26 protein-coding genes are annotated in these 26322 nt (G+C 41.3%); 17 read left to right on the forward strand and 9 right to left on the reverse strand.

The features are described from left to right. Positions 1–293: 293 nt before the first annotated feature. The 6 genes from IQ13_RS02750 (at position 294) to IQ13_RS02775 (ending at position 5706) form a co-directional block, all read left to right on the forward strand. Complete coding sequence (locus IQ13_RS02750) at positions 294–1124, forward strand: ABC transporter substrate-binding protein (RefSeq protein ID WP_144884258.1); 831 nt, start codon at positions 294–296, stop codon at positions 1122–1124. Continuing rightward, a complete protein-coding gene (locus IQ13_RS02755; protein WP_144884261.1) occupies positions 1108–2619 on the forward strand; it encodes a hypothetical protein in 1512 nt (503 codons plus the stop codon). The genes IQ13_RS02750 and IQ13_RS02755 overlap by 17 nt, the downstream gene beginning before the upstream one ends. A 110-nt stretch (positions 2620–2729) precedes the next feature. Next, the gene (fbaA, locus tag IQ13_RS02760; protein ID WP_144884263.1) at positions 2730–3797 is read left to right on the forward strand and encodes a class II fructose-bisphosphate aldolase; all 1068 of its coding nucleotides are present in this window, start codon (positions 2730–2732) and stop codon (positions 3795–3797) included. A gap of 36 nt (positions 3798–3833) precedes the next feature. Further along, positions 3834–4751 carry an acetyl-CoA carboxylase, carboxyltransferase subunit beta gene (accD, locus tag IQ13_RS02765; protein ID WP_144884265.1) on the forward strand — a complete coding sequence of 306 codons (918 nt, stop codon included), beginning with the start codon at positions 3834–3836 and terminating at the stop codon, positions 4749–4751. Between the two features lie 67 nt (positions 4752–4818). After that, positions 4819–5253 carry an SsrA-binding protein gene (smpB, locus tag IQ13_RS02770; protein ID WP_144884267.1) on the forward strand — a complete coding sequence of 145 codons (435 nt, stop codon included), beginning with the start codon at positions 4819–4821 and terminating at the stop codon, positions 5251–5253. Positions 5254–5295: 42 nt separating this feature from the next. Next, the gene (locus tag IQ13_RS02775) at positions 5296–5706 is read left to right on the forward strand and encodes an SET domain-containing protein (protein WP_144884269.1); all 411 of its coding nucleotides are present in this window, start codon (positions 5296–5298) and stop codon (positions 5704–5706) included. Between the two features lie 115 nt (positions 5707–5821). On the opposite strand, the gene IQ13_RS02780 is transcribed toward IQ13_RS02775, so the two are convergent. The 7 genes from IQ13_RS02780 to IQ13_RS02810 form a co-directional block, all read right to left on the reverse strand. Continuing rightward, a complete protein-coding gene (locus IQ13_RS02780) occupies positions 5822–6490 on the reverse strand; it encodes a porin family protein (RefSeq protein ID WP_144884270.1) in 669 nt (222 codons plus the stop codon). Positions 6491–6661: 171 nt separating this feature from the next. Then, positions 6662–7030: a hypothetical protein gene (locus IQ13_RS02785; RefSeq protein WP_144884272.1), complete on the reverse strand. Its 369-nt coding sequence runs from the start codon at positions 7028–7030 to the stop codon at positions 6662–6664. Positions 7031–7110: 80 nt separating this feature from the next. Then, a complete protein-coding gene (locus IQ13_RS02790) occupies positions 7111–9624 on the reverse strand; it encodes a DNA gyrase/topoisomerase IV subunit A (RefSeq protein ID WP_144884274.1) in 2514 nt (837 codons plus the stop codon). A gap of 3 nt (positions 9625–9627) precedes the next feature. Beyond that, positions 9628–10002 carry a DUF4260 domain-containing protein gene (locus IQ13_RS02795; protein ID WP_144884276.1) on the reverse strand — a complete coding sequence of 125 codons (375 nt, stop codon included), beginning with the start codon at positions 10000–10002 and terminating at the stop codon, positions 9628–9630. Between the two features lie 15 nt (positions 10003–10017). Continuing rightward, positions 10018–10863 carry a DUF1835 domain-containing protein gene (locus IQ13_RS02800; protein ID WP_144884278.1) on the reverse strand — a complete coding sequence of 282 codons (846 nt, stop codon included), beginning with the start codon at positions 10861–10863 and terminating at the stop codon, positions 10018–10020. A gap of 5 nt (positions 10864–10868) precedes the next feature. Beyond that, the gene (locus IQ13_RS02805) at positions 10869–11657 is read right to left on the reverse strand and encodes a class I SAM-dependent methyltransferase (protein ID WP_144884280.1); all 789 of its coding nucleotides are present in this window, start codon (positions 11655–11657) and stop codon (positions 10869–10871) included. 107 nt (positions 11658–11764) lie between these two features. Beyond that, on the reverse strand, positions 11765–13657 hold the full coding sequence (locus IQ13_RS02810; RefSeq protein ID WP_144884282.1) for a DNA topoisomerase IV subunit B: 1893 nt from the start codon (positions 13655–13657) through the stop codon (positions 11765–11767). A gap of 262 nt (positions 13658–13919) precedes the next feature. Here IQ13_RS02810 and IQ13_RS02815 point away from each other — a divergent pair, with 262 nt between their 5' ends. From IQ13_RS02815 to IQ13_RS21455, 4 genes are all read left to right on the forward strand, one after another. After that, positions 13920–14102, forward strand: a complete 183-nt coding sequence (locus IQ13_RS02815; protein ID WP_144884284.1) for a hypothetical protein — start codon at positions 13920–13922, stop codon at positions 14100–14102. A 72-nt stretch (positions 14103–14174) separates the two neighbouring features. Then, positions 14175–14621 carry an energy transducer TonB gene (locus IQ13_RS02820; protein ID WP_144884286.1) on the forward strand — a complete coding sequence of 149 codons (447 nt, stop codon included), beginning with the start codon at positions 14175–14177 and terminating at the stop codon, positions 14619–14621. 199 nt (positions 14622–14820) lie between these two features. Next, positions 14821–15087: a hypothetical protein gene (locus IQ13_RS02825; protein ID WP_144884288.1), complete on the forward strand. Its 267-nt coding sequence runs from the start codon at positions 14821–14823 to the stop codon at positions 15085–15087. A gap of 386 nt (positions 15088–15473) precedes the next feature. Beyond that, positions 15474–16316: an META domain-containing protein gene (locus IQ13_RS21455; RefSeq protein ID WP_199758155.1), complete on the forward strand. Its 843-nt coding sequence runs from the start codon at positions 15474–15476 to the stop codon at positions 16314–16316. 9 nt (positions 16317–16325) lie between these two features. On the opposite strand, the gene IQ13_RS02835 is transcribed toward IQ13_RS21455, so the two are convergent. Next, positions 16326–18749, reverse strand: a complete 2424-nt coding sequence (locus IQ13_RS02835; RefSeq protein ID WP_144884292.1) for an outer membrane beta-barrel protein — start codon at positions 18747–18749, stop codon at positions 16326–16328. 135 nt (positions 18750–18884) lie between these two features. Here IQ13_RS02835 and miaB point away from each other — a divergent pair, with 135 nt between their 5' ends. The 7 genes from miaB (at position 18885) to IQ13_RS02870 (ending at position 25642) form a co-directional block, all read left to right on the forward strand. Then, positions 18885–20315 (forward strand): tRNA (N6-isopentenyl adenosine(37)-C2)-methylthiotransferase MiaB, encoded by a 1431-nt coding sequence (gene miaB, locus IQ13_RS02840; protein WP_262711268.1) that lies wholly within the window; start codon positions 18885–18887, stop codon positions 20313–20315. A gap of 5 nt (positions 20316–20320) precedes the next feature. Further along, positions 20321–21574: a sigma-54 interaction domain-containing protein gene (locus tag IQ13_RS02845; protein ID WP_144884294.1), complete on the forward strand. Its 1254-nt coding sequence runs from the start codon at positions 20321–20323 to the stop codon at positions 21572–21574. After that, the gene (gene lptE, locus IQ13_RS02850; RefSeq protein ID WP_144884296.1) at positions 21555–22106 is read left to right on the forward strand and encodes an LPS assembly lipoprotein LptE; all 552 of its coding nucleotides are present in this window, start codon (positions 21555–21557) and stop codon (positions 22104–22106) included. Before IQ13_RS02845 ends, lptE begins: the two co-directional genes overlap by 20 nt. A gap of 22 nt (positions 22107–22128) precedes the next feature. Next, a complete protein-coding gene (locus IQ13_RS02855; RefSeq protein ID WP_144884298.1) occupies positions 22129–23130 on the forward strand; it encodes a DUF8458 domain-containing protein in 1002 nt (333 codons plus the stop codon). A 3-nt stretch (positions 23131–23133) separates the two neighbouring features. After that, positions 23134–23475 carry a preprotein translocase subunit SecG gene (secG, locus tag IQ13_RS02860; protein ID WP_144884300.1) on the forward strand — a complete coding sequence of 114 codons (342 nt, stop codon included), beginning with the start codon at positions 23134–23136 and terminating at the stop codon, positions 23473–23475. 148 nt (positions 23476–23623) lie between these two features. Continuing rightward, entirely contained in the window at positions 23624–24646 is a 1023-nt protein-coding gene (mltG, locus tag IQ13_RS02865; protein WP_144884302.1) for an endolytic transglycosylase MltG, read from the forward strand. Between the two features lie 27 nt (positions 24647–24673). After that, positions 24674–25642: a YihY/virulence factor BrkB family protein gene (locus IQ13_RS02870; protein WP_144884304.1), complete on the forward strand. Its 969-nt coding sequence runs from the start codon at positions 24674–24676 to the stop codon at positions 25640–25642. A 6-nt stretch (positions 25643–25648) separates the two neighbouring features. On the opposite strand, the gene IQ13_RS02875 is transcribed toward IQ13_RS02870, so the two are convergent. Beyond that, positions 25649–26290: a TrmH family RNA methyltransferase gene (locus IQ13_RS02875; protein ID WP_242009467.1), complete on the reverse strand. Its 642-nt coding sequence runs from the start codon at positions 26288–26290 to the stop codon at positions 25649–25651. Between the last annotated feature and the right edge of the window lie 32 nt (positions 26291–26322).

The following is a 26322-nucleotide window of genomic DNA, read 5'->3' on the forward strand; positions in this document are numbered from 1 at the left end:
CAAAAAAAGCCAACCGGATCAGAACTAATCCCTCTGTTGCGGAAACCAAGAGACCAAAAAAGGCTTTATCTAAAAGATCTGGATCCTAAGAAAACCAACGTAAAATCCAAACGTAATATCCTCTGAAATCCAGATCTTTTTTTCCTTTTATCTGTCATTAACCGAAGATATTTTGAAAAAAAGTTGGAACGTGTTTCCAAAATCCTTTGAATGAGCTACCTGATTTCGTACCAAGAAAACATAAACACCAAAGGAACCGTTCAATTAATTAATTTGCCTGTTTGAAAAATGAAATGAGTCAATTTCACGATCAAACAGGCAAATTTGTTTTTATTCAATCCTCTCCTCCCCGCAGGGTTGTATCTCTTGTGCCATCACTCACCGAGTTGTTGTATTCGCTGCAGCTAGAAGATGAAGTTGTGGGGATTACCAAGTTTTGTGTTCATCCCGAACATTGGTTCAGAACAAAACAACGGGTTGGTGGAACTAAAAATGCCGACATAGCAGCAATCCAGTCTTTACAGCCCGATCTTGTAATTGCCAGCAAAGAAGAAAATGTAAGAGAGCAGGTGGAAGCAATTGAAGCTTTTTGCCCGGTTTATTGTTCAGATATCAGCAACCTGGAAGATGCATACCAAGCAATAGCACAAATCGGCATGCTTACACATCGTTCAGCGAAGGCAGAAGAGCTGATTGAGCAGCTTAAAGCAAACTTTGCGCAATTAAAACCGGCAACAAAAAAAATGCGCTGTGTCTATCTTATCTGGAACAATCCGTACATGAGTGTCGGTGGCGATACATTTATTAACGACATGCTTACCAAAGCCGGATTTGAAAATGTGTTGCAGGAAAAACTGCGTTACCCTGAAATCGATTTGGAGCAAATAGCATCGCTGGATGTTGAGGTTATACTTTTTTCATCGGAACCATTTCCATTTAAGCAACAACATCTCGAAGCACTTGCAACAGCCTGGCAACAACAAATACCGCAGCAAAACCTACCCTTGTTACGAAATGTAGATGGCGAAATGTTTAGCTGGTATGGAAGCCGTTTGCTTTATGCAACAGAATATTTTAAAAAACTCCGGGAAAGCTTATTTTTAAGCGATGAACTTATTGTATAAGCAACGCCTCCCGTTTTCTCTTGCAACGTTTTGTATCCTTTTTGCAGTAACATGGCCACTCTATCAATACGTTTCCGATCTGGATGCAATTGGCTATATGGAAGTAGCTCATCATTATCTCAATGGCGAATGGAAGCTGGCTGTAAATGGTTTCTGGAATCCTTTACATTCCTGGCTGGTGCTGCCATTACTGAAATTAGGGTTGAATGATTGGGCTGCATTTAAAATCAGCAACCTGTTTTTTTCATTGGGTTCGTTGTGGATGCTGTATTCGTTGCTCAATAAGTTTGAATTGTCGCTGTGGTTAAAAGCAGCCATACAATATTGCAGTATCATTATCCTGTTGCACTATTGTTATTTTGAATTGGCAGCCGACGCCCTGCTTGTTTTTTTGTTGTTGATCTATTTCAACCTGCTTAAGCAGGATAATTTTTATACCAGCTATAGTAAAAATATTCTGGCCGGATTTATTGGTGCATTACTCTACCTGAACAAATCTTATGGATTCCCTTTTTTCATTTTTCATTTTACGGTTATTCACCTGTTGTTTAACAGACTGAAAATTGTAAAACAATTTGCAGTTGGATTATTGATATTTTTTGTCTGCATTTTTCCATGGTTGTATGTCCTGCATTGGAAATACGGAGAGTGGATAATTGCATTTGGAAAATTTAATGCACACTGGCAGTTTGGCGATGCACCTCTGCCCGGCCCTATTCTGCATCCTCCGCCCCACGAAGGTTCTTCTTCTGTTTGGGAAGACCCATGGCATATGCGTAGAGATAATCTTGCATCAGCTTCATTTGTAACTCTTGCATTACACCAGATGCGTGTAATACTGTTTAATTTTCAGCAATGGTTAAAATGTATTCATGAGTTGTCGTTTCTTGCATCCGGAATTCTTTTTTTGTCAGGCTATATGTATTTCAAGCACCGATCGAATCAATGGTTGTATTTATTGGTTGGAATGCTGCTATTACCTTCGGGTTATTTGTTGCTTCATTTAGAAACAAGATTTATTTGGGCAACAACATTTGTGTTTTTCATTGCCGGTGCATTATTGCTGCAGCAACTTGCTGCAGCGTATCCTATACGTAAGCTGCAACAGGCATTCATGTGGCTTATTTTCTTTGGCAGTTTTCTTGTTGAACCTGTTAATCTTTTGAAAGATCAGATTCATCAACACAAGAGTATTTTTGAAACTGCTGCAGCAATGAAACGACAAAATATCCAGGGACGCTTCACCTCCAATCAACGTGTTGATGAGTGCATGGTGTATGCTTATCTTAGTGGAAATCCTTTCTACACTATTAATAAACCAACCTATGCAGTAGCCGATCTTCTTACTGAGTTCAAACAAACTAAAATCAGATATTATTTCTTTTACTACATCACGCAACAGGATAAAGAAGAATTTTTAAAAGGAAGCATAGCGTCGATGGGTATAAAACAACTGGAGCTGTTACCCGGCTTACTCGTTATACAGCTTTACTAATGTGTGTTTGCAAAATGAAATTTCCTAAGGGTTTAAAGCCTCAATTTAACTATCTTAGCGGCGCTTAATACAGATGTTAATCTGTCTTTTTCAACTATTAATACTTAACTATGAGCAAGTACAAAGCCGGCGTCCTTTTCGGCGAAGAACTGGAAGCTTTATTACAAGATGCAAAAGATAACCAGTTTGCATTGCCAGCAGTAAACACAATTGGCACCAACACAATTAACGCTACACTGGAAACAGCTGCGAAAGTAAACTCGCCTGTTATCGTTCAGTTTTCGAATGGTGGTGCGCAATTTATTGCAGGTAAAGGCATGCCGAACGATCAGCTGCAAGGCAATATCCGTGGTGCTATTTCAGGTGCTTTACATATTCACAACGTGGCAAAATATTATGGTGTGCCTGTTGTATTGCATACCGATCATGCTGCAAAAAAATGGTTGCCCTGGATCAGCGGATTGATTGATGCTGGTGTTGAATTCAAAAAAGAAAAAGGCCAGCCACTTTTCAGCTCGCACATGTTGGATTTAAGCGAAGAACCAATTGAAGAGAATATCAAAACATCCGTAGAATATTTCAAACGCATGGCTCCTTTAGGCATGGGTATTGAAATTGAGTTGGGTGTAACCGGTGGTGAAGAAGATGGTGTTGATAACAGCGATATCGAAAACGATAAGCTTTATACGCAACCTGAGCATGTAGAATATGCCTATACTGAATTAAGCAAAGTAGGTAAGCTCTTTACTGTTGCAGCTGCTTTTGGTAACGTACACGGTGTATATAAGTCAGGTAATGTACAGTTAACCCCAATCATCTTGCATAACAGTCAGGTACACATTGAGAAAAAATTAGGTACCGGACCTAAGCCTGTTTACTTCGTATTTCACGGCGGTAGCGGTTCTCCTCAACACCAAATCCGTGAAGCCATCAGTTACGGCGCTATTAAAATGAATATTGATACCGATCTGCAGTGGGCTTTCTGGGAAGGTGTTCTCAACAATTACAAGAAAAATGAAGGCTATCTGCAAGGCCAGTTGGGTAACCCCGAAGGTCCGGACAGCCCCAATAAAAAATACTACGATCCCCGTGTTTGGTTACGTAAAGGAGAAGAAAGTTTCATTAAGCGCCTCGAAGTTGCCTTCGAAGATCTGAACTGTGTGAACAGAAACGCTTAATTGCTTACTTTTACCCACTTTTCAAATCAAAGAACGATGGCTAAAAAAGAAGAGGATATTGAGAAAAACCTGACGGGTGACGATTTGCCACAGGCAGATGCAATCCGCTCATCCTGGTTTAAACGGGTACAAAAAGGAATTCTTACTTCAACGTCTGAAAAGAAAGAAATCCAGGAAGGACTTTGGACGAAATGCCCTGAGTGTAAGTATACCTGTACTACAACTGAACTTTCGGAAAATAAATATGTATGTCCGAAATGTAATTATCACCACCGCATTGGTAGTGCTGAATACTTCGACATTTTATTTGATGGCGATGAATACACCGAGCTTTATGCCAATATCCGCTCAAAAGATTATCTGGGCTTTACCGATTTAAAGCCATATGATAAGCGTTTGGAAGATATCTGGAAAAAGTCTGATCTGCACGATTCTATTCGAGTTGCAGTTGGTAAAATTGAAGGACATGAAGTACTCATCTGTTGTATGGACTTTGATTTTATTGGTGGATCGCTGGGTAGTGTAATGGGCGAAAAAGTTGCCCGTGGTGCAGACTATTGTATTGCGAACAACATCCCCATGATCATGATCTGTAAAAGTGGTGGTGCCCGTATGATGGAAAGTGCATTTTCGTTAATGCAGCTCGCTAAAATTTCGGGAAAGCTTTCGCAAATGAGCGATGCCAAACTCCCGTACATATCGCTGTTAACCGACCCAACCTTTGGCGGTGTTACTGCTTCGTTTGGAATGTTGGGCGATCTGAACATTGGTGAGCCTGGCGCATTGATCGGCTTTGCAGGTCCACGTGTAATCAAAGAAACCATTAAAAAAGATTTGCCCGAGGGTTTCCAACGCAGCGAATTTTTACTTGAACATGGTTTCCTCGATATGATCATCGACCGCAAGGAAATGAAACAAAAATTCGGGGTAATTTTTACGTTGTTTAAGAACTGATTGAACCTTCTATATTTGCAATCAGTAAAAGGATGTTCCTTTTGCTGATTGCTTTTTTATTTATTACATGGAACTGAAGAACAGAAGCGCCTTTCACGAATATTACATCGAGGATAAACTCGTGGCGGGCATGGTATTGGTGGGAACGGAAGTAAAATCGATTCGTGACGGCAAAGTGAGTTTTGCAGATGCTTATTGTTTTTTTGATAAGCACGAATTGTGGGTAAAGGGTTTGCATATTGCAGAGTACCGACTTGGTACAACCAATAACCACATTGCGGTACACGATCGTAAACTCCTGCTTAATAAACGGGAGATCAAAAAATGGGAAAATAAACTCAAGGATAAAGGTTACACCGTTGTTCCGCTGCGTATTTTCTTTAATGAAAATAACCTGGCAAAAATGGAAGTTGGTTTGGCAAAAGGTAAAAAACTGCACGATAAACGGGAAACAATCAAGAGTAGGGATGCGGAACGTGAAATGAAACGTTACTTAAAATAACAACGATAGCCGGCGAATGCCGGCTTTTTTATACATTCGGATATGACGAAAGAACAACTGCTGCACGAACTGAAATACGATACCTGGGTTATGATGAAACCCTCTCCCATTCATGGCAACGGTGTGTTTGCCTTGCGGGATATTCCGAAAGGCCAGCGTGGATTGTTTTCGAAAAATATCGGCGAATGGATCAAGATTGAACGCAGTGAAATTGATGCACTGCCTGCACACAGCAAAGGGTTGGTAGAAACCTACTGTTTATTTGATGAAGACTTTTACTATGTTCCTGATTATGGATTTAAAGTGATGGATATTGTCAACTTCCTCAATCATTCCGATACACCGAATATCATTTCTATTAATGATGGCGAAGATTTTGAAACAATTCGTGCAATACAAGCTGGGGAAGAATTGTTTATTGATTATGGTGAGATTGTGGAGAGTGATGAATGATGTACCCCGTCAGCGGTTGCAAACCCTGACAGCGGTTCGCATAGATAAAAAAAACGATGATGCCGGGTACTGCATCATCGGTAAAGGTTTTCTAAGTTGATATTCTTAAGACTTATTAGAATTTGAATGTTAACCCTGCTTTATATCCTTCATTAAATGCTTTGAAGTTTTGATTCTTATCCAATCGCTGAAAGCCCCGTTCGTACGACGCCATCAGACCAAGACCATTTGCAAATTCGTAACCCACACCACCTGTTACACCTACATCCCAACGGTTAAATTGATCGGTAATATCCATATCGCTGTTGATGAGTGAAAAGCCAAGTACGGCAACATCGGCCCGTAAATTATTCTTCACCAAATATGAAACCTGCGGGCCGGCAAACAGCTGCAAACCTGCAGCAGGCTTTACTTTCAGCAGTACAGGCAAATCAATATAATGCATTTGTGCAGTTGCCCTTGCATCCAGTGCATCGATCTTCATATCGTTAATGGTGAGGTTTCCTTTAATGCCATAACCTCTTTGTGTGTATATGAGCGAAGGTTCAATAGAAACAACATCGCCCATTGGTAATTCAATACCTGCACCAACATAAAACGCAGTGCGGTTGCGTGTGGTAATGTAGCCATTGGCTTTGTCAACTAACTGATCGAATGATTGTCGGGCTTCTCCTTTCCATGTTGATTGAATAATACCTGCTTTGATAACAGGTTTCACTTGTGCGTTGCCGGCAATGGTTACTGCAGTAAATGCTACGAGTAAGCTCAGGTATGTAGTCCTCATATAAATGGTTGCAGGGTTTTAAATAACTGCTTGCTCATTCAGATGCAGGAAAATTTTCAACAGATGTATCGTGGTTTCTAAACTTTTGTTAACGGGTAAAGCTCTTAACAAATTCTTGTAAACTAAAACGGCGATTGCAAAGCAATCGCCGTTTTAGTTTTAAATCAATATTTATTCATCTGTTTCTATATCTCCATCAAACTTGTTACTTGGTTTTAGTATGCAGAATTCTTTAAGATACAAGTGCCATTCTAAAAATGTGAATAATGCAATAGCTCCCAATCCCATGTCTTGTAGAGCAAGTGCACTAATAAACATAAAAGAGAATTCCTTCTCCAACGTTTTAAGGTAGTTGCCAAAGGTTCTTGCCCCACGAAACTTTAAAACGGATGTTATTACAAATAGCAAAAATGCAAGGACGTATAGCAGAATCTGTTTTCCGGTAAAATTAATTGTCTCCCAAAAGAAGAAATTTAATACAGTAAAAACAAAAATCTTTACAGCCAAAGAAATCCAAAAGAAGGTATAAATATTTCTCATTTCGAACTGTTTAAAAATAAGGTTGCCAACTTCTAAAAAGTTGGCAACCTTTATACTGATTACTCCTTATTCATTCTTCATCACCCAAACAACTCCGGTTGTGCATTCGGGTCTTCTTTGATCCACTCCATTTCAATGCTCTTGTTGTAATCGGTAAGTTTTGCGCCTACTGCTTTCCAACCCATCACCTCTGCTACTTTCGCCAGCTTTATCTTTGCGCTACGAACCTGTGCGCCTTTACCACTCTGGACAGAAAGAACAGGTTCTTCATCTGTTGTTACTGCTTCCACATAATTCTTCGCTCCTTCTTTAATAAAGAAGAATTTATTGCGGAGTGTGGTTGTTTCAATTTTAAAACGCTTCACATTGTACTGCAGTTTGTCGTTATCTAAATAAACAGCAGTGATGATACGATCGGGTTTAAACAATTCGATTAGCAGAATATTTTCCGGATCGAATTTCTGCGTCATTTCCTGATCGGTAATTTCATAGTTCCCATCTTTGTACACTACGAGGATACGATCATCCGGTTCAAACTTGCCGAGGTACTGGCCTTTCTCTTCGGTATTCAAACGACCAAACTTATCATCGAACCACATTTTCTTTCCGCTCAATGTGGCACGGCCTTTCTCTTTAAACTTCACACTCTTCACCGCATACTTGGTCACCTGGTTACCCATGCTGCTGCGGCCTTTGATATCGAGTTCTTCAAAATAAAAATCAAACTCTTTAATACGGGCACTTGCACTCGGACTCAGCAATACCTTCACCACTTCGGCTTCTCCATTCGGATTCACTGTGAAATAATGGACCTTACTCTTTGGATCGCCTTTGGTAAGATCATATTCCTTATCACGTGTAACACCGGTTACATTAAAACGCTTGGCATAGCTGATGCCTGTTTTACCATCCACATAAATCATGTTGTACGTGGTACGTTCATCGTTCTTTTGGAAAACGGCAGCATGGATGATGTCTTTGCCGATATAGGCTTTGTCGCTCACCTTCACCACTTTCATTATACCACGTTTGGTAAACACGATGATGTCGTCAAAGTCCGAACAGTCGGTAATAAACTCATCTTTCTTTAAGGATGTACCAACAAAACCATCTTCACGGTTCATGTACAGTTTGGTGTTGGCAATGGCTACCTGCTTCACCTGAATCACTTCAAACGGTTTGATCTCCGTTTTACGCTCACGGCCTTTGCCGTATTTCTTTAGCAGATTTTCGTAATAAGCAACTGCATAATCAACAAGATTATCCAGGTCATATTTCACCTGTTTAATATCTGCCTCCAAACTTTTGATCTGTTCATTCAGCTCAGCAATATCCAAACGATAAATACGACGTACAGGTTTCTCCGTCAGCTTTAGAATATCTTCTCTTGTTATATCACGCTTGAGCTGTTTCTTAAATGGAACAAAGGCTTTATCAATCGCTTCAATTACTTTATCCCATGTCTCATGTTTCTTCTCCAGCTCTTTGTAAATCTGTTCTTCAAAGAAGATTTTTTCCAGTGAAGTATAATGCCATTTTTCCTGTAATTCACCCAGCTTGATCTCGAGTTCTTTCTGCAACAAGCCTTTTGTTTGCTCTGCAGAGAATCGCAATAATTCGCTTACCGATAAAAACTGTGGTTTATCGTTTACAATTACACATGCATTGGGAGAGATTGATACTTCACAATCCGTAAATGCATACAAGGCATCAATGGTGATATCGGGAGAAATGCCGGGTGCAAGATCAACCTGTATCTCTACTTCAGCAGCCGTATTATCAGTTACCTTTTTGATCTTGATTTTTCCCTGGTCATTTGCTTTTACAATACTTTCCATTAACTGTGTGGTGGTAACACCGTAAGGCACATCTTTAATCAGTAAGGTCTTCTTATCAAACTCTTCAATGTGTGCACGTACTCTTACTTTGCCGCCACGCTTACCATCGTTGTAGTTGCTTGCATCGATCATGCCTCCCGTTTGAAAATCGGGTAACAGTTCAAAACGTTTGCCACGCAACGATTTAATAGAAGCTTCGATCAATTCGCAAAAGTTATGCGGAAGAATTTTTGTTGACAGTCCAACCGCAATACCATCTGCACCTTGCGCCAGCAACAACGGAAACTTCATCGGTAATACCACCGGTTCATTCTTACGACCATCATAGCTTAATTGCCATTCGGTAGTTTTATTGTTGAACGCAACATCTAATGCAAATTTCGATAAGCGTGCTTCAATATAACGTGGAGCCGCAGCATCATCACCTGTACGAACATCGCCCCAGTTACCCTGGGTTTCAACCAACAGATCTTTTTGGCCCATGTTCACCAACGCATCCCCGATACTTGCATCACCATGTGGGTGGTATTGCATCGCCTGGCCAATGATGTTCGCTACTTTGTTGAAGCGGCCATCATCCATTTCTTTCATGGCATGCAGGATACGGCGTTGCACCGGCTTCAAGCCATCTTCAATGGCAGGTACGGCACGCTCAAGAATTACATACGATGCGTAATCGAGGAACCAGTTTTTATACTGCCCTTGCACACCACCATCGTTGTCAAAAACATTTTCTTTCTTTTTCGATGCACTCATAATTTATTTCTTTCCTATTTCACCTAAATGCGTAAACTTAAATCCGTTTTCGTATTTCAAACCATAGCCGAATATTCTGTCCATCGATGCATGGCCAAACAACACAATGCCCGCTTGCACAAACGGATCGGGATCAAAAAAAGGCAATTGCAGTTTTGCAATCAGTGTAACAGCAATCAGCAATATGGCGATTCCTTTATGATGAAAAATATTGTACAACACTGCTCCTGTTTTATTGCCTGCCAAATAGCCAAGCATGCTTATATCCGGACCAATAAACATCAACAGATACCACCACCATTCCACATTCGAGATGTATAACATTGCAATCGATACAAGCAACATTGCCAGCTCTTCCAGTTTCAGTATTGTTTTCATGTTTACTTTTTAGCGTTATTGTTCTGCTGGCTGAGCGGTTTCAAACAGCTGTCCCGATTTTTTCTTTAGCTCAAAATCTTTCAGGTTCTTCAATTCGCCCTGTACATCGTATAAATCAGTTGCGATAAGTTGTTTCAAACGCCACAGCAAATACATATCGCCGGTAGTGTGTTTGTTCTTACTCAAAAACTGGTTGATGACTTTGTTTGCTTTTTGCCAATCGCCGGTAATAAAATTCTTGAGATCGGCGTCATAAAAATCATAATCCTTTTGTCCGAGTTTTTTACCGCCTTCCAGCAAACGCACACCTTTTTCTTCGTTGCAGAGTTTTGTCCACTCATCCGGATCAACTTCAAACTCACTTGGCGTAACCAAACGTGCAAGCTTCTTTGCCTTCGTCATTTCCTTTGGCTGAATAGTGCTGATCCACTCCGGGTAAAACAACTGCCCTTTCTCATTAATGAAGGGCAGATTGTTGAGGTACAGAATATAAATGCGGCCCTGGAAATCTTTCAGCTGACTGATGAGCCAGTAATAACCACTTACATCGTGTTTGTTTTGTGCAGCCCAGATCCACACTTTCTCTTCTTCATCTTTCTGCAATCGCTCAATTAAAAACGCAACGAGTTTATTATCGTCCACTTCACCTTCATCCACTTTCTTTTCCTGGTCTGTTCCAGCCAATACTTCTTTCCACCATGCACGGCGTGCAGCAATACCTTCTTCGGTATAAATATCTTTCAAAGGACCAACTGCATAATCATCTTCTACCTGCAATACTTCGCCTTGCAGGGTTTCATCCAGTTCAAAGGCTTTTTGCAGCACCTCAATATCGGGTTCGTTAAAAACAATATGTATCATAAAATCTAGTTCTGTTTTACCTGTATCAAATAATAAACACAAGTGGTGAAAAAGTTCCGTACAAACGGAAGAGCTTTTACAAAACCAAACTGTTCTTTCGGTTTCCAGCCAAACTTGTATTCGTAGATCGGGTTAATTAAAAAATGTGTTTGGTTTATGAGTTTGTATCCTTTCGCCTTACAAATACGTTCAAAACGCTCAATGGAAATTCCTGTTTCTTTTATCTCCAGCATTTCCTCCCAGTTCTCGCCATTCGATTTCAACAGCCATTTGTAAATGGGCGTTGGCAGCAAATGATAGTAAGGAATTTTGCTCAACCACTTTCCTTTACAGATCTGTTGGTGCCCGCCAAACGGCATATACCAAGGAGGAAAGCCAAAGAAGATCACGCCATTCGTTGTCAAAAAGGTTTTCATCCATTCAATCAGTTTTGGTTGATCGTGGATGTGCTCAATAACATCCTTCAGCACAATTACATCAAACGCACCACCAAAATCAGCATCGGTTGCTTTGTAAATATCTTTTGAATGAAAGGTGACTTTGCCTTGTGCTATTTCATTCTTCATCCATTCTCTTGCATTCACCAAACGGGTTTCATCCAGTTCAATACCAACACCTGTGCAGCCTTTATCAATAAAGGCTTTTAACACACCGCCTTCGCCACAACCGATTTCCAAAACACGCATGCCTGGCTTCAATGAGAATTCCTTCTCAATAAAGGGCAACACATACTTTTCAGTATTCAGTATCTGTATGTCGAAATAACGTTTCCTGTCGGCGTGAAATTCAAACATAAAACACGAATTACACGAATCACACGAATTGATTCGCTGTAATTATTTTAACGGTTGTTCTTTTAATTCTCCATGTATTCATTCGTGCTAATTGGTGTAATTCGTGGTTACACTTCTTCTTCCACTTTATCCAGTTCCACTTTCAGGTTATCAATAATAAACTCCTGACGGTCGGGTGTGTTCTTACCCATGTAATATTCCAGCACCTGCTGGATATGTGTTTCGGGCAACAGCATCACCGGTTGCTTGCGCATTTCTGCACCAATGAATCGGCCAAACTCTTCCGGACTGATTTCACCCAAACCTTTAAAACGTGTGATCTCCGGTTTGCCACCGAGCTTTTTAATTGCAGCCTGTTTCTCTCCTTCATCGTAGCAATAAATGGTTTCCTGTTTATTCCGTACACGAAACAGCGGTGTTTCCAGAATAAACACATGTCCGTTCTTTACGAGATCGGGGAAGAATTGCAGGAAGAAGGTCATCAACAACAAACGGATGTGCATACCATCCACATCGGCATCGGTTGCAATTACAATATTGTTGTAACGCAAATCTTCATAGCTGTCTTCAATATTTAGTGCATGTTGCAACAGGTTGAACTCTTCATTCTCATACACCACTTTTTTGGTAAGCCCGTAACAGTTTAACGGCTTACCACGTAAGCTGAATACCGCCTGCGTTTCTACATTGCGGCTTTTGGTAATACTTCCACTCGCACTGTCACCCTCGGTAATAAAGATGGTCGTCTCTTTCTGCTTCTCAATAATTTTATCCTTGTCTTTACCTGTTACTTCATCGTTGTAATGAAAACGGCAGTCTCTTAATTTTTTATTATGAAGATTGGCTTTCTTCGCTCGTTCGTTCGCCAGCTTTTTAATACCGGCTAACTCTTTCCGTTCTTTTTCGTTTTGCTCAATGCGTTTTTTCAACGCTTCTGCAACCGATGGATTTTTGTGCAGGAATAAATCCAGATCACGTGCAAGAAATTCCCCTACAAAATTTTTCATAGTAGGCCCACCTTCATACACCACACTCGAGCCAAGTTTGGTTTTTGTCTGACTTTCAAACACCGGCTCCTGGACACGCACACTTACAGCAGCACAAATGCTTCCACGTATATCAGCAGCATCGTAATCCTTTTTGTAAAACTCACGGATGGTTTTTACAAAGCCCTCACGGAAAGCAGCGAGGTGCGTACCACCCTGTGTAGTAAACTGTCCGTTTACAAACGAGTAATATTCTTCACCGTATTGATTTTCGTGGGTAATGGCAACTTCAATATCCTCACCTTTTAAATGAATGATGGGATAACGCAGTTCATCTTCGTTGGTTTTGCGTTGCAACAAATCGAGCAAACCATTTTTAGAAACGTATTTCTTTCCGTTGAAGTTGATCACCAGTCCGGCATTGAGGTAACAGTAGTTCCAGAACTGGTTATCCATGTACTCATGGATGTAATGGTAGTTTTTAAACACAGAATCGTCTGGAATAAACGTTACTTCTGTTCCGTTGCTTTCGGTTGTTTTTTCTTCTTTATGTTCTTTCTTGAGAATACCTTTTTCAAATTCGGCAGTCTTCATTTTTCCATCACGGTAGGCTGTTACTTTAAAATAACTGCTTAAAGCGTTTACGGCCTTTGTACCCACACCGTTCAAACCAACCGATTTTTGAAACACTTTGCTGTCGTACTTGGCGCCGGTGTTGATCTTGCTCACTACATCCACCACTTTACCCAGCGGAATACCACGGCCATAGTCACGAATGGTAACTGTTCCTTTTTCAATGGTCACATCCACCGATTTACCGTAACCCATCGTGTGTTCGTCAATACAATTGTCCAGCACCTCTTTTAGTAAAACATAAATACCATCGTCGGCACTGCTGCCATCGCCCAGCTTACCAATATACATACCGGGTCGCAGACGAATATGTTCCTGCCAGTCGAGGGTTTTAATGGAGCTCTCGTCGTAATCAAACAAATTCTTTTTTTCTTCAGCCATTGCTCAGTTTATAGTTTGTTGTTCTCAGTTTTTGTTACCGGCAGCAGAAAGCCTGTCAGCCGCATTGGCGTCGCACCCTTGTACAGGAGTACAATATTGAACAACTGCTCATGATCGTACTTCCTTCCTTCTTCCTTACCGGAACGGGCAAATATAACAAAACCGACCTCCCCTTCCATTCCCAAATTTGTTCACAGCCCTGTGAATAATTTTTGGCCTGTAACTGATTATTTCTCAATTTCGCAGCATAAAAATCACAATCATGGATAAAAAGATTTATACCCTGCTTACCATCTACATCATCTACCTGGTAATTGCTTTATCAATGGTATTATCAACAGGTGCACAAAAAGTGTTAACAGCGCTCATTTTCGGTGGCGCAGGTATTGTGGTTTTCCTGATTGCATTCTTTATCTGGATGCTAAACCGCAAGCACGAAGGTTAAAACATACATCTCCACAGATAATTTATTTGTAGCCTTAAGCCATGCTTAAGGCTACTTTATTATATTTACTTCATGAAATCAGTCTTATCCCTTATCCTCTTTTTCTCCGTTTTATCTGCTGCAGCACAACAGCAACAGGAAGTTTACAAACTCGACAGCTGTGTTCAATTTGGCGCCAATGCCTTCGACGATGTAGTGGTACGTGTGCAACAGCCTGCCAAATGGAAAACCAAAAAGCCTTCTCTTGATTCGCATATTGAAAAATTCTTTGATGTATACACGCAAAAACGGGCAGGTGGAAAAATAACCATCAGTCTGCTGATAAATAGCGATGGCAAGCCCTGTACTTACGAAGTGCGCCCCAACAGCAATGTACGCCCAGATATGGCCAAGCTCAAAGCCTGGATGGATCTATACGAATGGCAACCCGCCATTAACAACGGCCAACCCGTACGATCGTACAAAATTTTGCAGATCAGCTTCGAAGGCAAGAAGATAACCATCACCGAACTTGATTAAGTGTAAATTATTGGTTTACAATAGCCACTAATTAAATTTTTGTAAATGCGCTGTTTGTGACAGATTAACAGCTCTGCCAATTTCGAAACATGCTACATTTGTTTTGTGCTTAACCCGTACTTACAAAACCCCGCCCGGTTACTTTACAACCCATTACAATTCCGGATTAACCTATTGTTGAATTTTTAAACGGAGAGCTATGTTTACGTACGAACTTTTAGAGGCAGGGTGCCATTATCTTATTCAGGAAAAAGAGAGCGATCAGCTGAAATTGATCAAGCTGCATTTCAAAAGTGATCATGCTGTTTGTGTGTCTACTTTTGTAGAGGGCGAAGAAATTGTGTGGAAGAAAAAAGCAGATACCATACATGACATTGTTGAATGTTTGGATGACAAGGCTGTTGCTGCCTGGGAAAAACTCTACTATAGCCAGGATGCTTATTACGAAGAGGATGATGAAGAATAAGCGCAAAAGAGAATGTGCAGTTAATCGTTGTTTGAATGATTTGGCTTTTAAATGTATTGACAGGTTGCTTTTGCAACCTGTTTTTACTTTATACATTTTTGTTTTATCATTACACAGGCTTTTGTTTTAATATTGAACAAAGCTTGCATTTATTTCGCCTAACTTGTACGTTTAATGAAACAACATCTATATGCCGAAACTACCTAGCATACTTTCACCTTCTCCTGCTGCTTTTCATTTTTATTTTCCGATTATCAAACAAGCTGCAGCAATCAATCTCAGTAAGATGCTTGGTTAAATGCTAACAAATTGCCAAAACGAATCAGTTACAGTTATCATTTTATGTAAAGTCAATGGCAGTTACATCCATCACTAAATTCAAGGTTATGAAGTATATTGTTATCAGTCTGTCGGTATGTTTAGGTTTATTGCAGGCAACGTCATGTAAAACAAGTAAAACAAACAAAACAGTTGCTTCTTCGAACACAGTGGTTAACCCGCCCAACATTGCAGTTCCTGTGGTGAGCGAAGGTAGCGAATACTTATACATGTATCGTTGGTATGTTAGCGAAATCAACGGCAAAGCTGTTACGTTGGCCGATCAGGCAAAAGCAGCACATCTTATTTTTTCTCCCGGCCAGGTGAGCACTGTTGCAGGCTCTACAGGTTGCAATCGTTTAACCGGCAGTTTTGAATTGATGAAAGACAATGCGATTAAGTTTTCGCCGCTGGCTGTTACAAAAATGGCTTGTATGAATAGCGGCGATGTAGAATCAAATTTTTTGTCTGCGCTCAGTAAAACAAGCAAATGGATTATCCGCAACCGGGAACTTTATTTCTATGAAGAGGATAAACTGTTGGTGAAGTTTGCATCTGTTGATGCAGCTGTTGCCAAGCTGGAAGGTAACTGGGAGTTGAATTATATTTCGGGTAGCCGAATTGCATTTGATGGTCTGTACCCGGAGAAAAAACCGTTTATCCGTTTCGACTTAGCCAACAGTCAAATCAACGGTAATACCAGTTGCAATGGTTTCAGCAGTAAGTACACAATCAACGGAAACAATATCAAATTTGCACCGGGTATTTCAACCATGATGGCCTGTCCCGGCAACGGTGAAAAAGCGTTTAATGAAATGCTCTTGAAAGTAAACCGCTACGCCTTGAGCGATGATAATGCACTTACCTTTTTAATGGGTGATATTGCCGTGATGCGCTTTGTACGAAAATAAACCACTCACTTATTTTTTAATGCTCTTCAACACATCCACTGTTTTACGTTTAACAGTGGATGTTTTATTAAAGTTATAGCTGAGTGTAATGCGGTAATTTCTTGTTTGCGTACGGCTGTAACTTTCTAAGTTAAAATTAGGGCCGTAGGTAAACACCCTGTTTTGCTGCTGAATAAACGGATCGGTTGTGTTGATGCTGATAATGACTTTCTTTTTAAACAGTTTGTATTGTGCTCCGATGTTCATGGAGATGTTGCTGCGTACTGTTCCCTGTGGATTGGCAAAACGGTTGAATGAAAATGCTCCGGTAAACGTCCACAAATCGGTTGGGTTATAGTTGGTGCTGAAGTTGGAAGTGAAGGTGCCACCATCACGAAACTTACGCACCAGTTTGTCGAAGCTTCCATACTTGTTGTACGAATAGCTTGCACTGAGGTTGGTTCTTAATTTACGGCTGATGGTAAGCCCGGCCCATGTACTTGCTTCAAACTCCTGGCGGTTGCTTACATTATCCCATGTAACAATGGTTTTGCCATCGGTTTGCAACGTGCGTATCTGGCTAAATACATCTTCTACCAGATTATAGCCGATACTTACATTGGCAAAATATTTACTTTTTGTTTTACCTGCTACCAAATCAAACGTATGCGATTGCGATGGCAACAGATCGGGATTACCGTAACGGAGATTGTACGGATCGCCATAATCTATGGCCGGATTTAATTCACCAATTCCCGGTCTGCGTATTGTGCGTCGATAGGAAAACGTAAGATTCGTACCGTTTTTCCAGCTTCGGTTTACATTGGCAAAGGGCAGAAAATTAATGTAACGGTTGTATTCTTTTTTTTGATCTCTGAATAATTCAAATAAAAAATTTGTCTGCTCAACTGCTGATCCTGCTGTAACCGAAAAGCCAGGCTTAAAAATGTGCTTCATTGAAATGCGTGCACTGATGATGTCTTGGTGAAACATAAAATCATTGCTCAGTAAATCCGATTTCAGGAAAGTATACTCCGGCTTTTTCATAAACTCGGTTACCAGCAACACATCGCTGTTGGTACGATAGTAAGCCACACCTGTTGAAAGACTGGTTTTTTTATTGCTCAACTGGCGATCATACATCACATTGATGCTGTAGCCATTGTTCCGGGTTTTGTTGGTTTGCCGTTGTGTACTATCAACACCTGTTGGCGTATCATCTGCATTTAAAAATTCCTGGAAATAGTTACGGATGTTTTTACTCCAGCCAAAGTTTGCTGCGGAGATGATGCGAATCGATTCGCCGGGTCGTTTGCTTTTGTGGATATAAGTAAAGTTGATCGATGGGTTTTGATTGGCACCTGCTGAGGCAATGGTACGTTCGCTCAGTCGTGAAATGGCATCGAAACGGTTGATATTGGTATAGCGGTTAAATCCGCTATTGTTGCTGTTGCTTTGATTGTACTGTGCAACAAAATTGAAGCTGTTCCATTTGTTTACTTCGTAATCAATATTTAAACGAAGATTGGGACGAATACTCCTGTTGAACGAATTGTTGATGGTGTTCAACTGATTGCTGGAGTCTTTGTAAATATTGGTGCGGTTGCTGTACCCTTCCGATTGAAATTCGTTGTAACCAACTCCTGCATTGAGGTTTACTGCAAAACCTTGTCTGCGGTAGTTGAAGTTGGTGCTGATGCCGGTTTGTCCTCTTGTACCTGCATACAAATTCACTCTTGCTCCAAAACCTACCCTTCCTTTTTTTGTAACGATGTTGATGACACCGCCTTGTTCGTTGGCATATTGCGGTGGTGGATTGGTGAGTACTTCAATCTTTTCAATCATACTGCCGGGCATACTTTCTAAAAGATCCTGCAGTTGCTGCGCATTTAATTCAACCGGTTTGTCATCAATTAAAATTTTCGGCTCTTTTCCACGCACTGCTATTTTTCCATCCGCATCGGTTGTAACCAGTGGTGTTTGTTTTAGTAATTCAGTAGCGTTGCTGCCATTGCTCAAAGCACTTTCGCCTACATTGAAGGTGATATTTCCTTCTTTCGATTCAATCAATGGCTTCTCTACGAATATCACCACTTCCGAAAGTTCTATCGATTGGTTGCTCAGCGGAAGATCATTCAGGTTAAAATCAGCCCGGTCGGCCCGCAGGTGAATACTGTCGATGGTAAGTGTGCGGTAGCCCACGGCACTGATGCGTACCCGGTAATAACCCAGCTGCAGGTTGCTCAAGGTAAATCCGCCATTCTTATCGGTTAAAAAAACGGTTTGTTTGCTGGTATCGGTATATGGTATAGCTGCAACAGTTGCGCCCATAATGGCCTTTTGATTACTAGTATCAATCACCGTTCCCACAATCAGCCCGTCTTTTTTCAACTGCTGGGCTGTGCCTGTGAGGGCTGCAAGGGTAAGGACAAGAAGGAGGAAACGAAATTTCAAATTGCCGGGTTGTTTCGGGTAAAGATAATTTTCAAAGCATCATCAAAAGCCGGGTATTCCATCAGCGGTATCTTTTGCTGTCAATCTGTCACTACTTCGGGATTCTTTCGCTAACTTTGCCTGCTCAATTTGCGAATGAATATGATGGATCTGATGACAGACAACAAGGTACACGACGAAAGCCGCCAGGGTGAAGCTTATGCGCCTTTTGCCAACGACCCTAATCAATACAAAAAGAAGTTTTATATCGAGAGTTACGGCTGCCAGATGAATTTCAGCGACAGTGAAATTGTAGCCAGCATCCTCAATAGTGCGGGCTATGGGGCCACACGGGATACAGAAGAGGCCGACCTCGTTCTGCTCAACACCTGTTCTATCCGGGAAAAAGCCGAGCAAACCATCCGTAAACGATTAACCGAATTCCGCAAAGCCAAAATGCGCAGGCCCGGCATGCTGGTGGGCGTACTGGGTTGTATGGCCGAGCGCTTAAAAGCCAATTTGCTGGAAGAAGAAAAGCTGGTAGATATGGTGGTTGGTCCAGATGCTTATCGCACACTGCCCGGCCTTATCGAAGAAGCAGAAGGTGGACAAAAATCGGTAAACGTATTGTTGAGCCGTGATGAAACCTATGCCGATATTTCGCCGGTACGTTTGGAAAGTAATGGTATGAGTGCCTTTATTTCCATTATGCGTGGTTGTAATAATATGTGCAGTTTCTGCGTGGTGCCCTTTACACGTGGCCGTGAACGTAGTCGTGATGCGAAATCGATTATAGCTGAAGCACAGGATCTGTTCGATCGTGGTTTCCGTGAGGTAACGTTACTCGGACAGAATGTAGACAGCTATTATTTTGTTGATGAAAAAAGTAATGAGACCGTCTCATTCGCCATGCTTATGGAACGAGTGGCGTTGATTTCTCCAGACCTGCGTGTGCGTTTTTCCACTTCTCACCCGAAAGACATTACGGATGAAGTATTGTACACGATGGCCAAATACGAGAACATCTGTAAATACATTCACCTGCCGGTACAAAGTGGTAACACACGTGTATTGCAGCTGATGAACAGAACATACACCCGTGAATGGTATATGAAGAAGGTGGATCGCATCAAGGAAATTCTTCCCGATTGCGGCATCAGCTCCGATATCATTGCCGGTTTTTGCAGCGAAACAGAAGAAGAGCACCAGGATACGCTGAGCATTATGGATTACAGTCAGTACGATTATAGCTATATGTTCTTCTACAGCGAACGCCCGGGAACTTTGGCTGCACGCCGTTATAAAGATGATGTACCGGAAGAAGTGAAAAAACGTCGCTTACAGGAGATTGTAGATAAACAATATCATCTTTCGTTAGAAAGCAATAAACGTGATGTGGGTAAAACATACAAAGTGTTGATTGAAGGCGAAAGTAAGAAAGATGAAAATGCCTGGATGGGCCGCAACTCGCAAAACAAAGTAATTGTGTTTGCGAAAGAGCAGTATAACTTAAAGAAAGGCGATTACGTGTATGTAACCGTAACAGATTGCACCAAAGGAACATTGCTTGGTGTAATAGAAAAATAACAACCATGGATTTACAAACAATAAAGAACAGGTTTGGCATTATAGGTAACTCCCCTGCCCTCAATCATGCGTTGAATGTGGCGGTACAAGTGAGTGCTACGGATTTAACGGTATTGATCAATGGGGAAAGTGGTGTTGGTAAAGAAGTGTTTTCACAAATCATTCATTCATTATCGGCCCGCAAGCACAACCCGTTTATTGCGGTAAACTGTGGCGCCATTCCGGAAGGAACAATTGATTCAGAATTATTCGGTCATGAAAAAGGATCGTTTACCGGTGCGGTAGATGCACGTAAAGGTTATTTTGAAACCGTAAGCGGCGGTACTATTTTCCTGGATGAAATTGGCGAAATGCCGCTGGGCACACAGGCCCGTTTGCTGCGTGTGTTGGAAACAGGTGAGTTTATCCGTGTAGGTTCATCGAAAGTACAGAAGACCGATGTGCGTGTAATTGCAGCTACTAACAAAGAGTTGTTTGAGTTTACACAAACCAATAAGTTCCGGGAAGATTTGTACTATCGGTTAAATACTGTACCGATTCGTGTACCTGCCTTGCGTGACAGAAAGGAAGATATTCCTCTCCTCTTCCGTAAGTTTTCGGTTGATTTTGCAGAGCGTTACAAAACATCGCCTGTACAGCTGGAAGAGGATGCGAAAAATCTGTTAATCAGTTATCCGTTTCCCGGTAATGTGCGGGAATTGAAGAATATTGCAGAACAGATTTCCGTTCTTTCAACCAATAAAATTGTATCGGCAAAAGACCTGTCTGTTTTTTTACCCGAACGCAGCTTTAACCGTTTGCCTGTGCTGGCACATCAGCAACCGGTTGCAGGAAGTGGAACAGAATTTGCAAACGAACGGGAAATTTTGTACAAGCTCTTTTTCGATATGAAACGTGATGTAACCGAACTGAAGAAGATGTTCCTGGAAGTGTTACAACACGGAGGCGCAGCGGTACAAATGCCCGGCAACTTTTTTAATGATGCACTGATGCCTGAGCATAAACCCATGGAAGTTGCACAGCAACCTGTCATCAGCCAGGCACAACCAAGTCAGCCAATGATTATTGGTGGCAACGGCGATATTCAGGAACATGTGGAGGTGGAAGAAAGCCTCAACATCATGGATAAAGAAAAAGAACTGATTATTAAAGCACTGAAGAAACATAAAAGCAAACGCAGAGATGCGGCACTCGATCTCGGCATCAGCGAACGCACACTGTACAGAAAACTGAAGGAGTATGATATTGAAGAACTTTAAATACAAGCCGGTAGACGATAGTTTAAAGTTGTCAGCCATTATCAGGCTAGCGACTATCGTCTTAGTACTATCGGCTTTCTTTGCTTCCTGCTATTCCTTCAAAGATGTTTCGATAGAACCTGAAGCAAAAACAGTACGCATCAGTTATATCGATAACCGTGCACGCATCATCAATCCTAATCTCAGTCAGCGGTTAACCGATAAGCTGCGGCAGAAAGTGATCAACCAAACACGTTTATCACAAACCAACAGCGATGAAGCACATTACGATATCAGTGGACAAATCACCGACTACTATGTAACTACATCGGGTATATCCAATCAACAGGCTGCAACCAACCGTTTGAACGTAACGGTGCATATTATCTTCAAGAACCGCATCGATGATAAGAAAAGTTTTGAAACAGACTTTACACGCAACTTCGATTTTTCGGCAAGTCTTTCGTTAAACCAGGCCGAAGCATCGTTAACCGATCTTGTTGTACAAAACTTAACCGACGAAATTTTTAACCGCATTTTTTCTAACTGGTAACTTTTTCGTTTACTTTGCCGCAATGATGAATGCAGATGCTTTTAACCGATTGCTGCAACAACCCTCTTTACTAAAAGAAACTTCACTTGCAGAACTCGAACAGCTGGCCTATGAATATCCATGGTTCAGCACCGCACATTTATTGATTGCTGCAAAAAAACAACAGAACGATGTAGCCGTTTCTGATCAGGATTTTCAAAAGGCAGTTGCTTATACTGCAAAATCTTTATGGCTTGCCAACCGGTACAAATTGTTTACTGAAGCCTTGGGGGGTAAACAATCGGTCGTAGCAAACGAAACGATGACAACCGATGAAACGGATGCAGCAATTGATGCAATGGCATTGGTTGAAGCTGAAGATACACGTGAAAAAGTAGAACTCGCAGAAGATGAAACAGCGTTTGATGCAGCCATAGTGTTGGATGCAGAGGCTGAAATAGAAGCTGCCAAATTAATAGAAGAAGCAGAAGCCGAAGCTGCTGCTGAAGCAATAATTGCTGCTGATGCCGAGCGTGAAGTAGCTGATTTTATTGAAAAGACCGATGCCGAGCTGGCTGCGGATGCTGCCATTGAAGCTGCAGATGCCAACGAGGCTCTACAGGAACCCATCATCAAACCGTTTGTGATGCCCGACCTGTCTGCACCAGCCCAGGAACCTGTTATTACATTCGAGCCTTTTCATACAGTCGATTATTTTGCATCGCAGGGCATTAAACTGCAGGAAGACCGTTTGGGCAATGATGCATTGGGTAAACAGGTGAAAAGCTTTACCCAATGGCTCCGCAGCATGAAGAAGATCTATGTGGAAGAAAAGAAACAGCTCGATTCAAACGAGGAAGAGAAAGTGGTGAACAAGGCTACCCAAAGCAACCTGCAGGAAGATGTAATCACCGAAACGATGGCCGAAGTACTGGCCAAACAGGGTAAAAAGGCACAAGCCATTGATTTGTACAGCAAATTAAGTTTGTTGCATCCCGAAAAAAGCGTTTATTTTGCCTCCCGTATTGAAGAATTAAAACAATAAACAATGACTTGGTTATTCATTATACTGGTAGTTTTGGCCAGTGCATTATTAGGATTTGTGGTGTTGGTGCAAAACCCAAAAGGCGGTGGCCTTAGCGGTTCTGTAGCCGGTTTCAGCAACCAGTTTATGGGTGTTAAACAAACAACCGATGTATTGGAAAAAGGTACTTGGTTATTTGCTTCCATCATTGCTGTACTTTGCCTGGTTTCTTCTTTGTTCATCTCCGAAGTAGAAGGTTCAGGTGGTTCCGGTAATCTTGATAAAGTTCCTGCAACACAACAAAGCCGTCCGGCAACAAATAACACAACTACTCCTGCAGTTCCTGCTCCGGCACCTGCAAAGTAATTGTTGACAAATTATTTTTACAAACCTCGACCTTGCGTCGGGGTTTTTTGTTTTATTTTGAAACACCTGAAATGATTGCATTACTCTTTCGAAATGGCACGATCATTTCTTTAACACCAGTTCTTTTGAAAACAATTTGTTTTAGCAGATGAAAAAAATACTTGGCTATAGTTTACTTATTCTTTTGGTGGTTGCTTTATTTTTTGCATGGCGTGTAGCCGGCAGTGCAACCAATTTTTCCGAGTCCCGCAAATTCCTTTATATCCATACAGGCGCTGCCAGTGAAAAAGCAGTGATGCAAACACTGCAGGATTCAGGTTTTTTAAAACACCCCGGTATGTTTAACTGGCTGGCGAGTAAATTAAAGGTGTGGGAAAGATTACGACCGGGTAAATACGAAATTGAAAAAGGAGCATCCATCCTCACCCTTGCACGTAAGCTGCGTAACGGTTCGCAATCGCCGGTTAATCTTGTAATCACCAAGCTGCGTACACGCAATGATTTTGCAGGATTAGTAGGTCGAAAGTTTGAATCGGATTCAACAGCGATGTTACATTTCATGCAAAGCAATGATTCGCTGAAGAAATTTAATTTAGATACGAATACTGTTATGACGGCTGTTTTTCCAAACACCTATTCCCTGCTTTGGAACTCCGAGCCGCAAAAGATCTTCCGTAAGCTCAACGAACAGCGGACTAAGTTCTGGACGGATGAACGAAAGCAAAAAGCAAAACAGCTGGGCTTAACACCTGAGCAGGTGTATGTACTTGCATCGATTGTGGAAGAAGAAACTTTGCGTAACGATGAGAAGCCAACTGTTGCCAGTGTGTACCTGAACCGTTTAAATAGAGGCATGAACCTCGGCGCTGATCCAACCATCAAGTTTGCTGTTGGTGATTTTTCCATTAAACGTGTTTTGTTTGGGCACATTAATTCTACCGCATCATCGCCGTACAATACTTACAAAAACAAAGGATTGCCACCCGGTCCCATCTGCACACCAAGCGAAACAACCATTGATGCAGTTTTAAATGCTGCAAAAACCGATTACCTGTTTTTTTGCGCCAAGCCTAACGGTAACGGATACCATGCTTTTGCATCGAACGATATTGAGCATGCAAAAAATGCAAAGGCTTATCAGCAATGGCTCGATAGTTTGAATATAAAGTAAGCGTTAAAACAAGTACTTTCGGTATACATGACCTTTGGTGAATTTATATATCAGTTGCCCCTCGTGCGTTCGCTGGTGCGTTTCAGTAAACGTTTTCGTCCGCCTGGCTTCGAGGGTGTAACCTTGTATGAAGTAACCAATTTCTTTATAAGGCAGATTCAGCAAGGCAGGTTAAACCAACGTGCTGCTGCTATTTCGTTCAATTTCATTATGGCACTGCCACCTGCCTGTATCTTCCTGTTTTCGCTGGTGCCTCTGTTCCCGATTGCCGATCAGTTTTATTATGAGGTCAATTCGTTTGTGCGTGACCTTACACCGAATGCAGCAACAAGAGATATTGTAGAAAATTTTCTGGATGATTTTTTTAAGCGTCCGAAAAACAGTCTGCTGTCGATCGGTTTCTTAACGTCGTTGTACTTTTCTTCGAATGCGGTGCTGGGGATCATTCATAGTTTTAATCAGTCCATTCACGAAGTGGAAAGCAAAAACTTTTTTGCTTACAGATGGAAAGCAATCAGGTTAACTTTTGTAATTATTCTCATTTTTATTGCAAGTATGATTTTGCTGATTACCCAGGGAGCCTTGTTTAACTGGTTACTGGCGCAATTAAATATTGATAATGCATTGGTAAAATGGCTCATCATTATTTTACGTTGGGTTGTTATTATTGGCTTGTTCTTTTATTCCATTGCATTTATTTATAAACACGCACCATCGGTTGAAAAAAAATGGAAATTGATTTCACCCGGTTCTATTGTTGCCTGTTTGCTGATTATCCTGTTTACCTTTCTCTTCTCGTACTGGATTAACAATTTTGCAGCCTATTCTATTTATGGTTCTATCGGCACCATCCTCATCCTCATGATCTTTATCAATTTTATTTCGCTGGTATTGCTTATTGGTTTTGAACTGAACCTGAGTATAAAATTACTCAAGCGCCAGAGCGATAAAAGATTGAAAGATGAAATAAGTAGTACGACGAAAGAGCTGCAATAAATTTTGTTATTGTTCTTCTTTGTTGATCGCATCCAGGTCATCAGCTCTGAATCCCCACTCATCCAATAAAGCGTTAAACGTTGGGTCATCTAGCCGCTGCTTATCGTAATGGCCTGCATTTTTCTTCTGCCGCATGGCTTCGTAAATACTCACAGCGCATGCAACAGAAATATTCAGCGATTGAATAATGCCCATTTGCGGAATAATAAAATTGCCATCAGCCTTTGCTATAATTTCTTCGCTTACACCGGCATGCTCGTTGCCAAACACAAGCGCTACACTTTCAGTAAAATCAATGTCATGCAGACTAACTGCATCGCTGCTGAGATGCGTGGTGTAGATTTTAGTATACTTCTTTCGCAAAGCAGCAAAACATTCTTCAGCGCTTTCAAACTGGTGAACCGTTAACCATTTCGCTGCACTGGATGAACTTCTTGCTCCCCATTTTTTATGCCGGGGAATTTTATTCGTCAGCACATAAATTTCCTGGATGCCCACAGCATCGCAGGTGCGCATGACTGCGGAAATATTGTGCGGATCAAACACATTTTCCAATACAACGGTAAGATCGGGTTGACGTTTGCGTAATACTGATAGTAAACGTTCTCTGCGTTCGGGAGTCATACCACGAAAATAATGCATTTGCATGCTGCAACGACTAATAGGTATTTAAAAGGGAA

It is taken from the genome of Lacibacter cauensis (genome assembly GCF_007830055.1).
In the GTDB taxonomy this organism is placed as follows: Bacteria; Bacteroidota; Bacteroidia; order Chitinophagales; family Chitinophagaceae; genus Lacibacter; species Lacibacter cauensis.

Excerpts from the sequence above, each read along its gene's own strand:
- IQ13_RS02780 (WP_144884270.1), bottom strand. The coding sequence starts at position 6,490 with ATGAGGACTACATACCTGAGCTTACTCGTAGCATTTACTGCAGTAACC.
- IQ13_RS02815 (WP_144884284.1), top strand. The coding sequence starts at position 13,920 with ATGGATAAAAAGATTTATACCCTGCTTACCATCTACATCATCTACCTG.
- secG (WP_144884300.1), top strand. The coding sequence starts at position 23,134 with ATGACTTGGTTATTCATTATACTGGTAGTTTTGGCCAGTGCATTATTA.
- IQ13_RS02785 (WP_144884272.1), bottom strand. The coding sequence starts at position 7,030 with ATGAGAAATATTTATACCTTCTTTTGGATTTCTTTGGCTGTAAAGATT.
- accD (WP_144884265.1), top strand. The coding sequence starts at position 3,834 with ATGGCTAAAAAAGAAGAGGATATTGAGAAAAACCTGACGGGTGACGAT.
- IQ13_RS02810 (WP_144884282.1), bottom strand. The coding sequence starts at position 13,657 with ATGGCTGAAGAAAAAAAGAATTTGTTTGATTACGACGAGAGCTCCATT.
- mltG (WP_144884302.1), top strand. The coding sequence starts at position 23,624 with ATGAAAAAAATACTTGGCTATAGTTTACTTATTCTTTTGGTGGTTGCT.
- fbaA (WP_144884263.1), top strand. The coding sequence starts at position 2,730 with ATGAGCAAGTACAAAGCCGGCGTCCTTTTCGGCGAAGAACTGGAAGCT.
- IQ13_RS02775 (WP_144884269.1), top strand. The coding sequence starts at position 5,296 with ATGACGAAAGAACAACTGCTGCACGAACTGAAATACGATACCTGGGTT.
- IQ13_RS02820 (WP_144884286.1), top strand. The coding sequence starts at position 14,175 with ATGAAATCAGTCTTATCCCTTATCCTCTTTTTCTCCGTTTTATCTGCT.
- smpB (WP_144884267.1), top strand. The coding sequence starts at position 4,819 with ATGGAACTGAAGAACAGAAGCGCCTTTCACGAATATTACATCGAGGAT.
- IQ13_RS02755 (WP_144884261.1), top strand. The coding sequence starts at position 1,108 with ATGAACTTATTGTATAAGCAACGCCTCCCGTTTTCTCTTGCAACGTTT.
- miaB (WP_262711268.1), top strand. The coding sequence starts at position 18,885 with ATGAATATGATGGATCTGATGACAGACAACAAGGTACACGACGAAAGC.
- IQ13_RS02800 (WP_144884278.1), bottom strand. The coding sequence starts at position 10,863 with ATGATACATATTGTTTTTAACGAACCCGATATTGAGGTGCTGCAAAAA.
- IQ13_RS02750 (WP_144884258.1), top strand. The coding sequence starts at position 294 with ATGAGTCAATTTCACGATCAAACAGGCAAATTTGTTTTTATTCAATCC.
- IQ13_RS21455 (WP_199758155.1), top strand. The coding sequence starts at position 15,474 with ATGAAGTATATTGTTATCAGTCTGTCGGTATGTTTAGGTTTATTGCAG.
- IQ13_RS02845 (WP_144884294.1), top strand. The coding sequence starts at position 20,321 with ATGGATTTACAAACAATAAAGAACAGGTTTGGCATTATAGGTAACTCC.
- IQ13_RS02875 (WP_242009467.1), bottom strand. The coding sequence starts at position 26,290 with ATGCAAATGCATTATTTTCGTGGTATGACTCCCGAACGCAGAGAACGT.
- IQ13_RS02870 (WP_144884304.1), top strand. The coding sequence starts at position 24,674 with ATGACCTTTGGTGAATTTATATATCAGTTGCCCCTCGTGCGTTCGCTG.
- IQ13_RS02855 (WP_144884298.1), top strand. The coding sequence starts at position 22,129 with ATGATGAATGCAGATGCTTTTAACCGATTGCTGCAACAACCCTCTTTA.
- IQ13_RS02790 (WP_144884274.1), bottom strand. The coding sequence starts at position 9,624 with ATGAGTGCATCGAAAAAGAAAGAAAATGTTTTTGACAACGATGGTGGT.
- IQ13_RS02795 (WP_144884276.1), bottom strand. The coding sequence starts at position 10,002 with ATGAAAACAATACTGAAACTGGAAGAGCTGGCAATGTTGCTTGTATCG.
- IQ13_RS02805 (WP_144884280.1), bottom strand. The coding sequence starts at position 11,657 with ATGTTTGAATTTCACGCCGACAGGAAACGTTATTTCGACATACAGATA.
- IQ13_RS02825 (WP_144884288.1), top strand. The coding sequence starts at position 14,821 with ATGTTTACGTACGAACTTTTAGAGGCAGGGTGCCATTATCTTATTCAG.
- lptE (WP_144884296.1), top strand. The coding sequence starts at position 21,555 with ATGATATTGAAGAACTTTAAATACAAGCCGGTAGACGATAGTTTAAAG.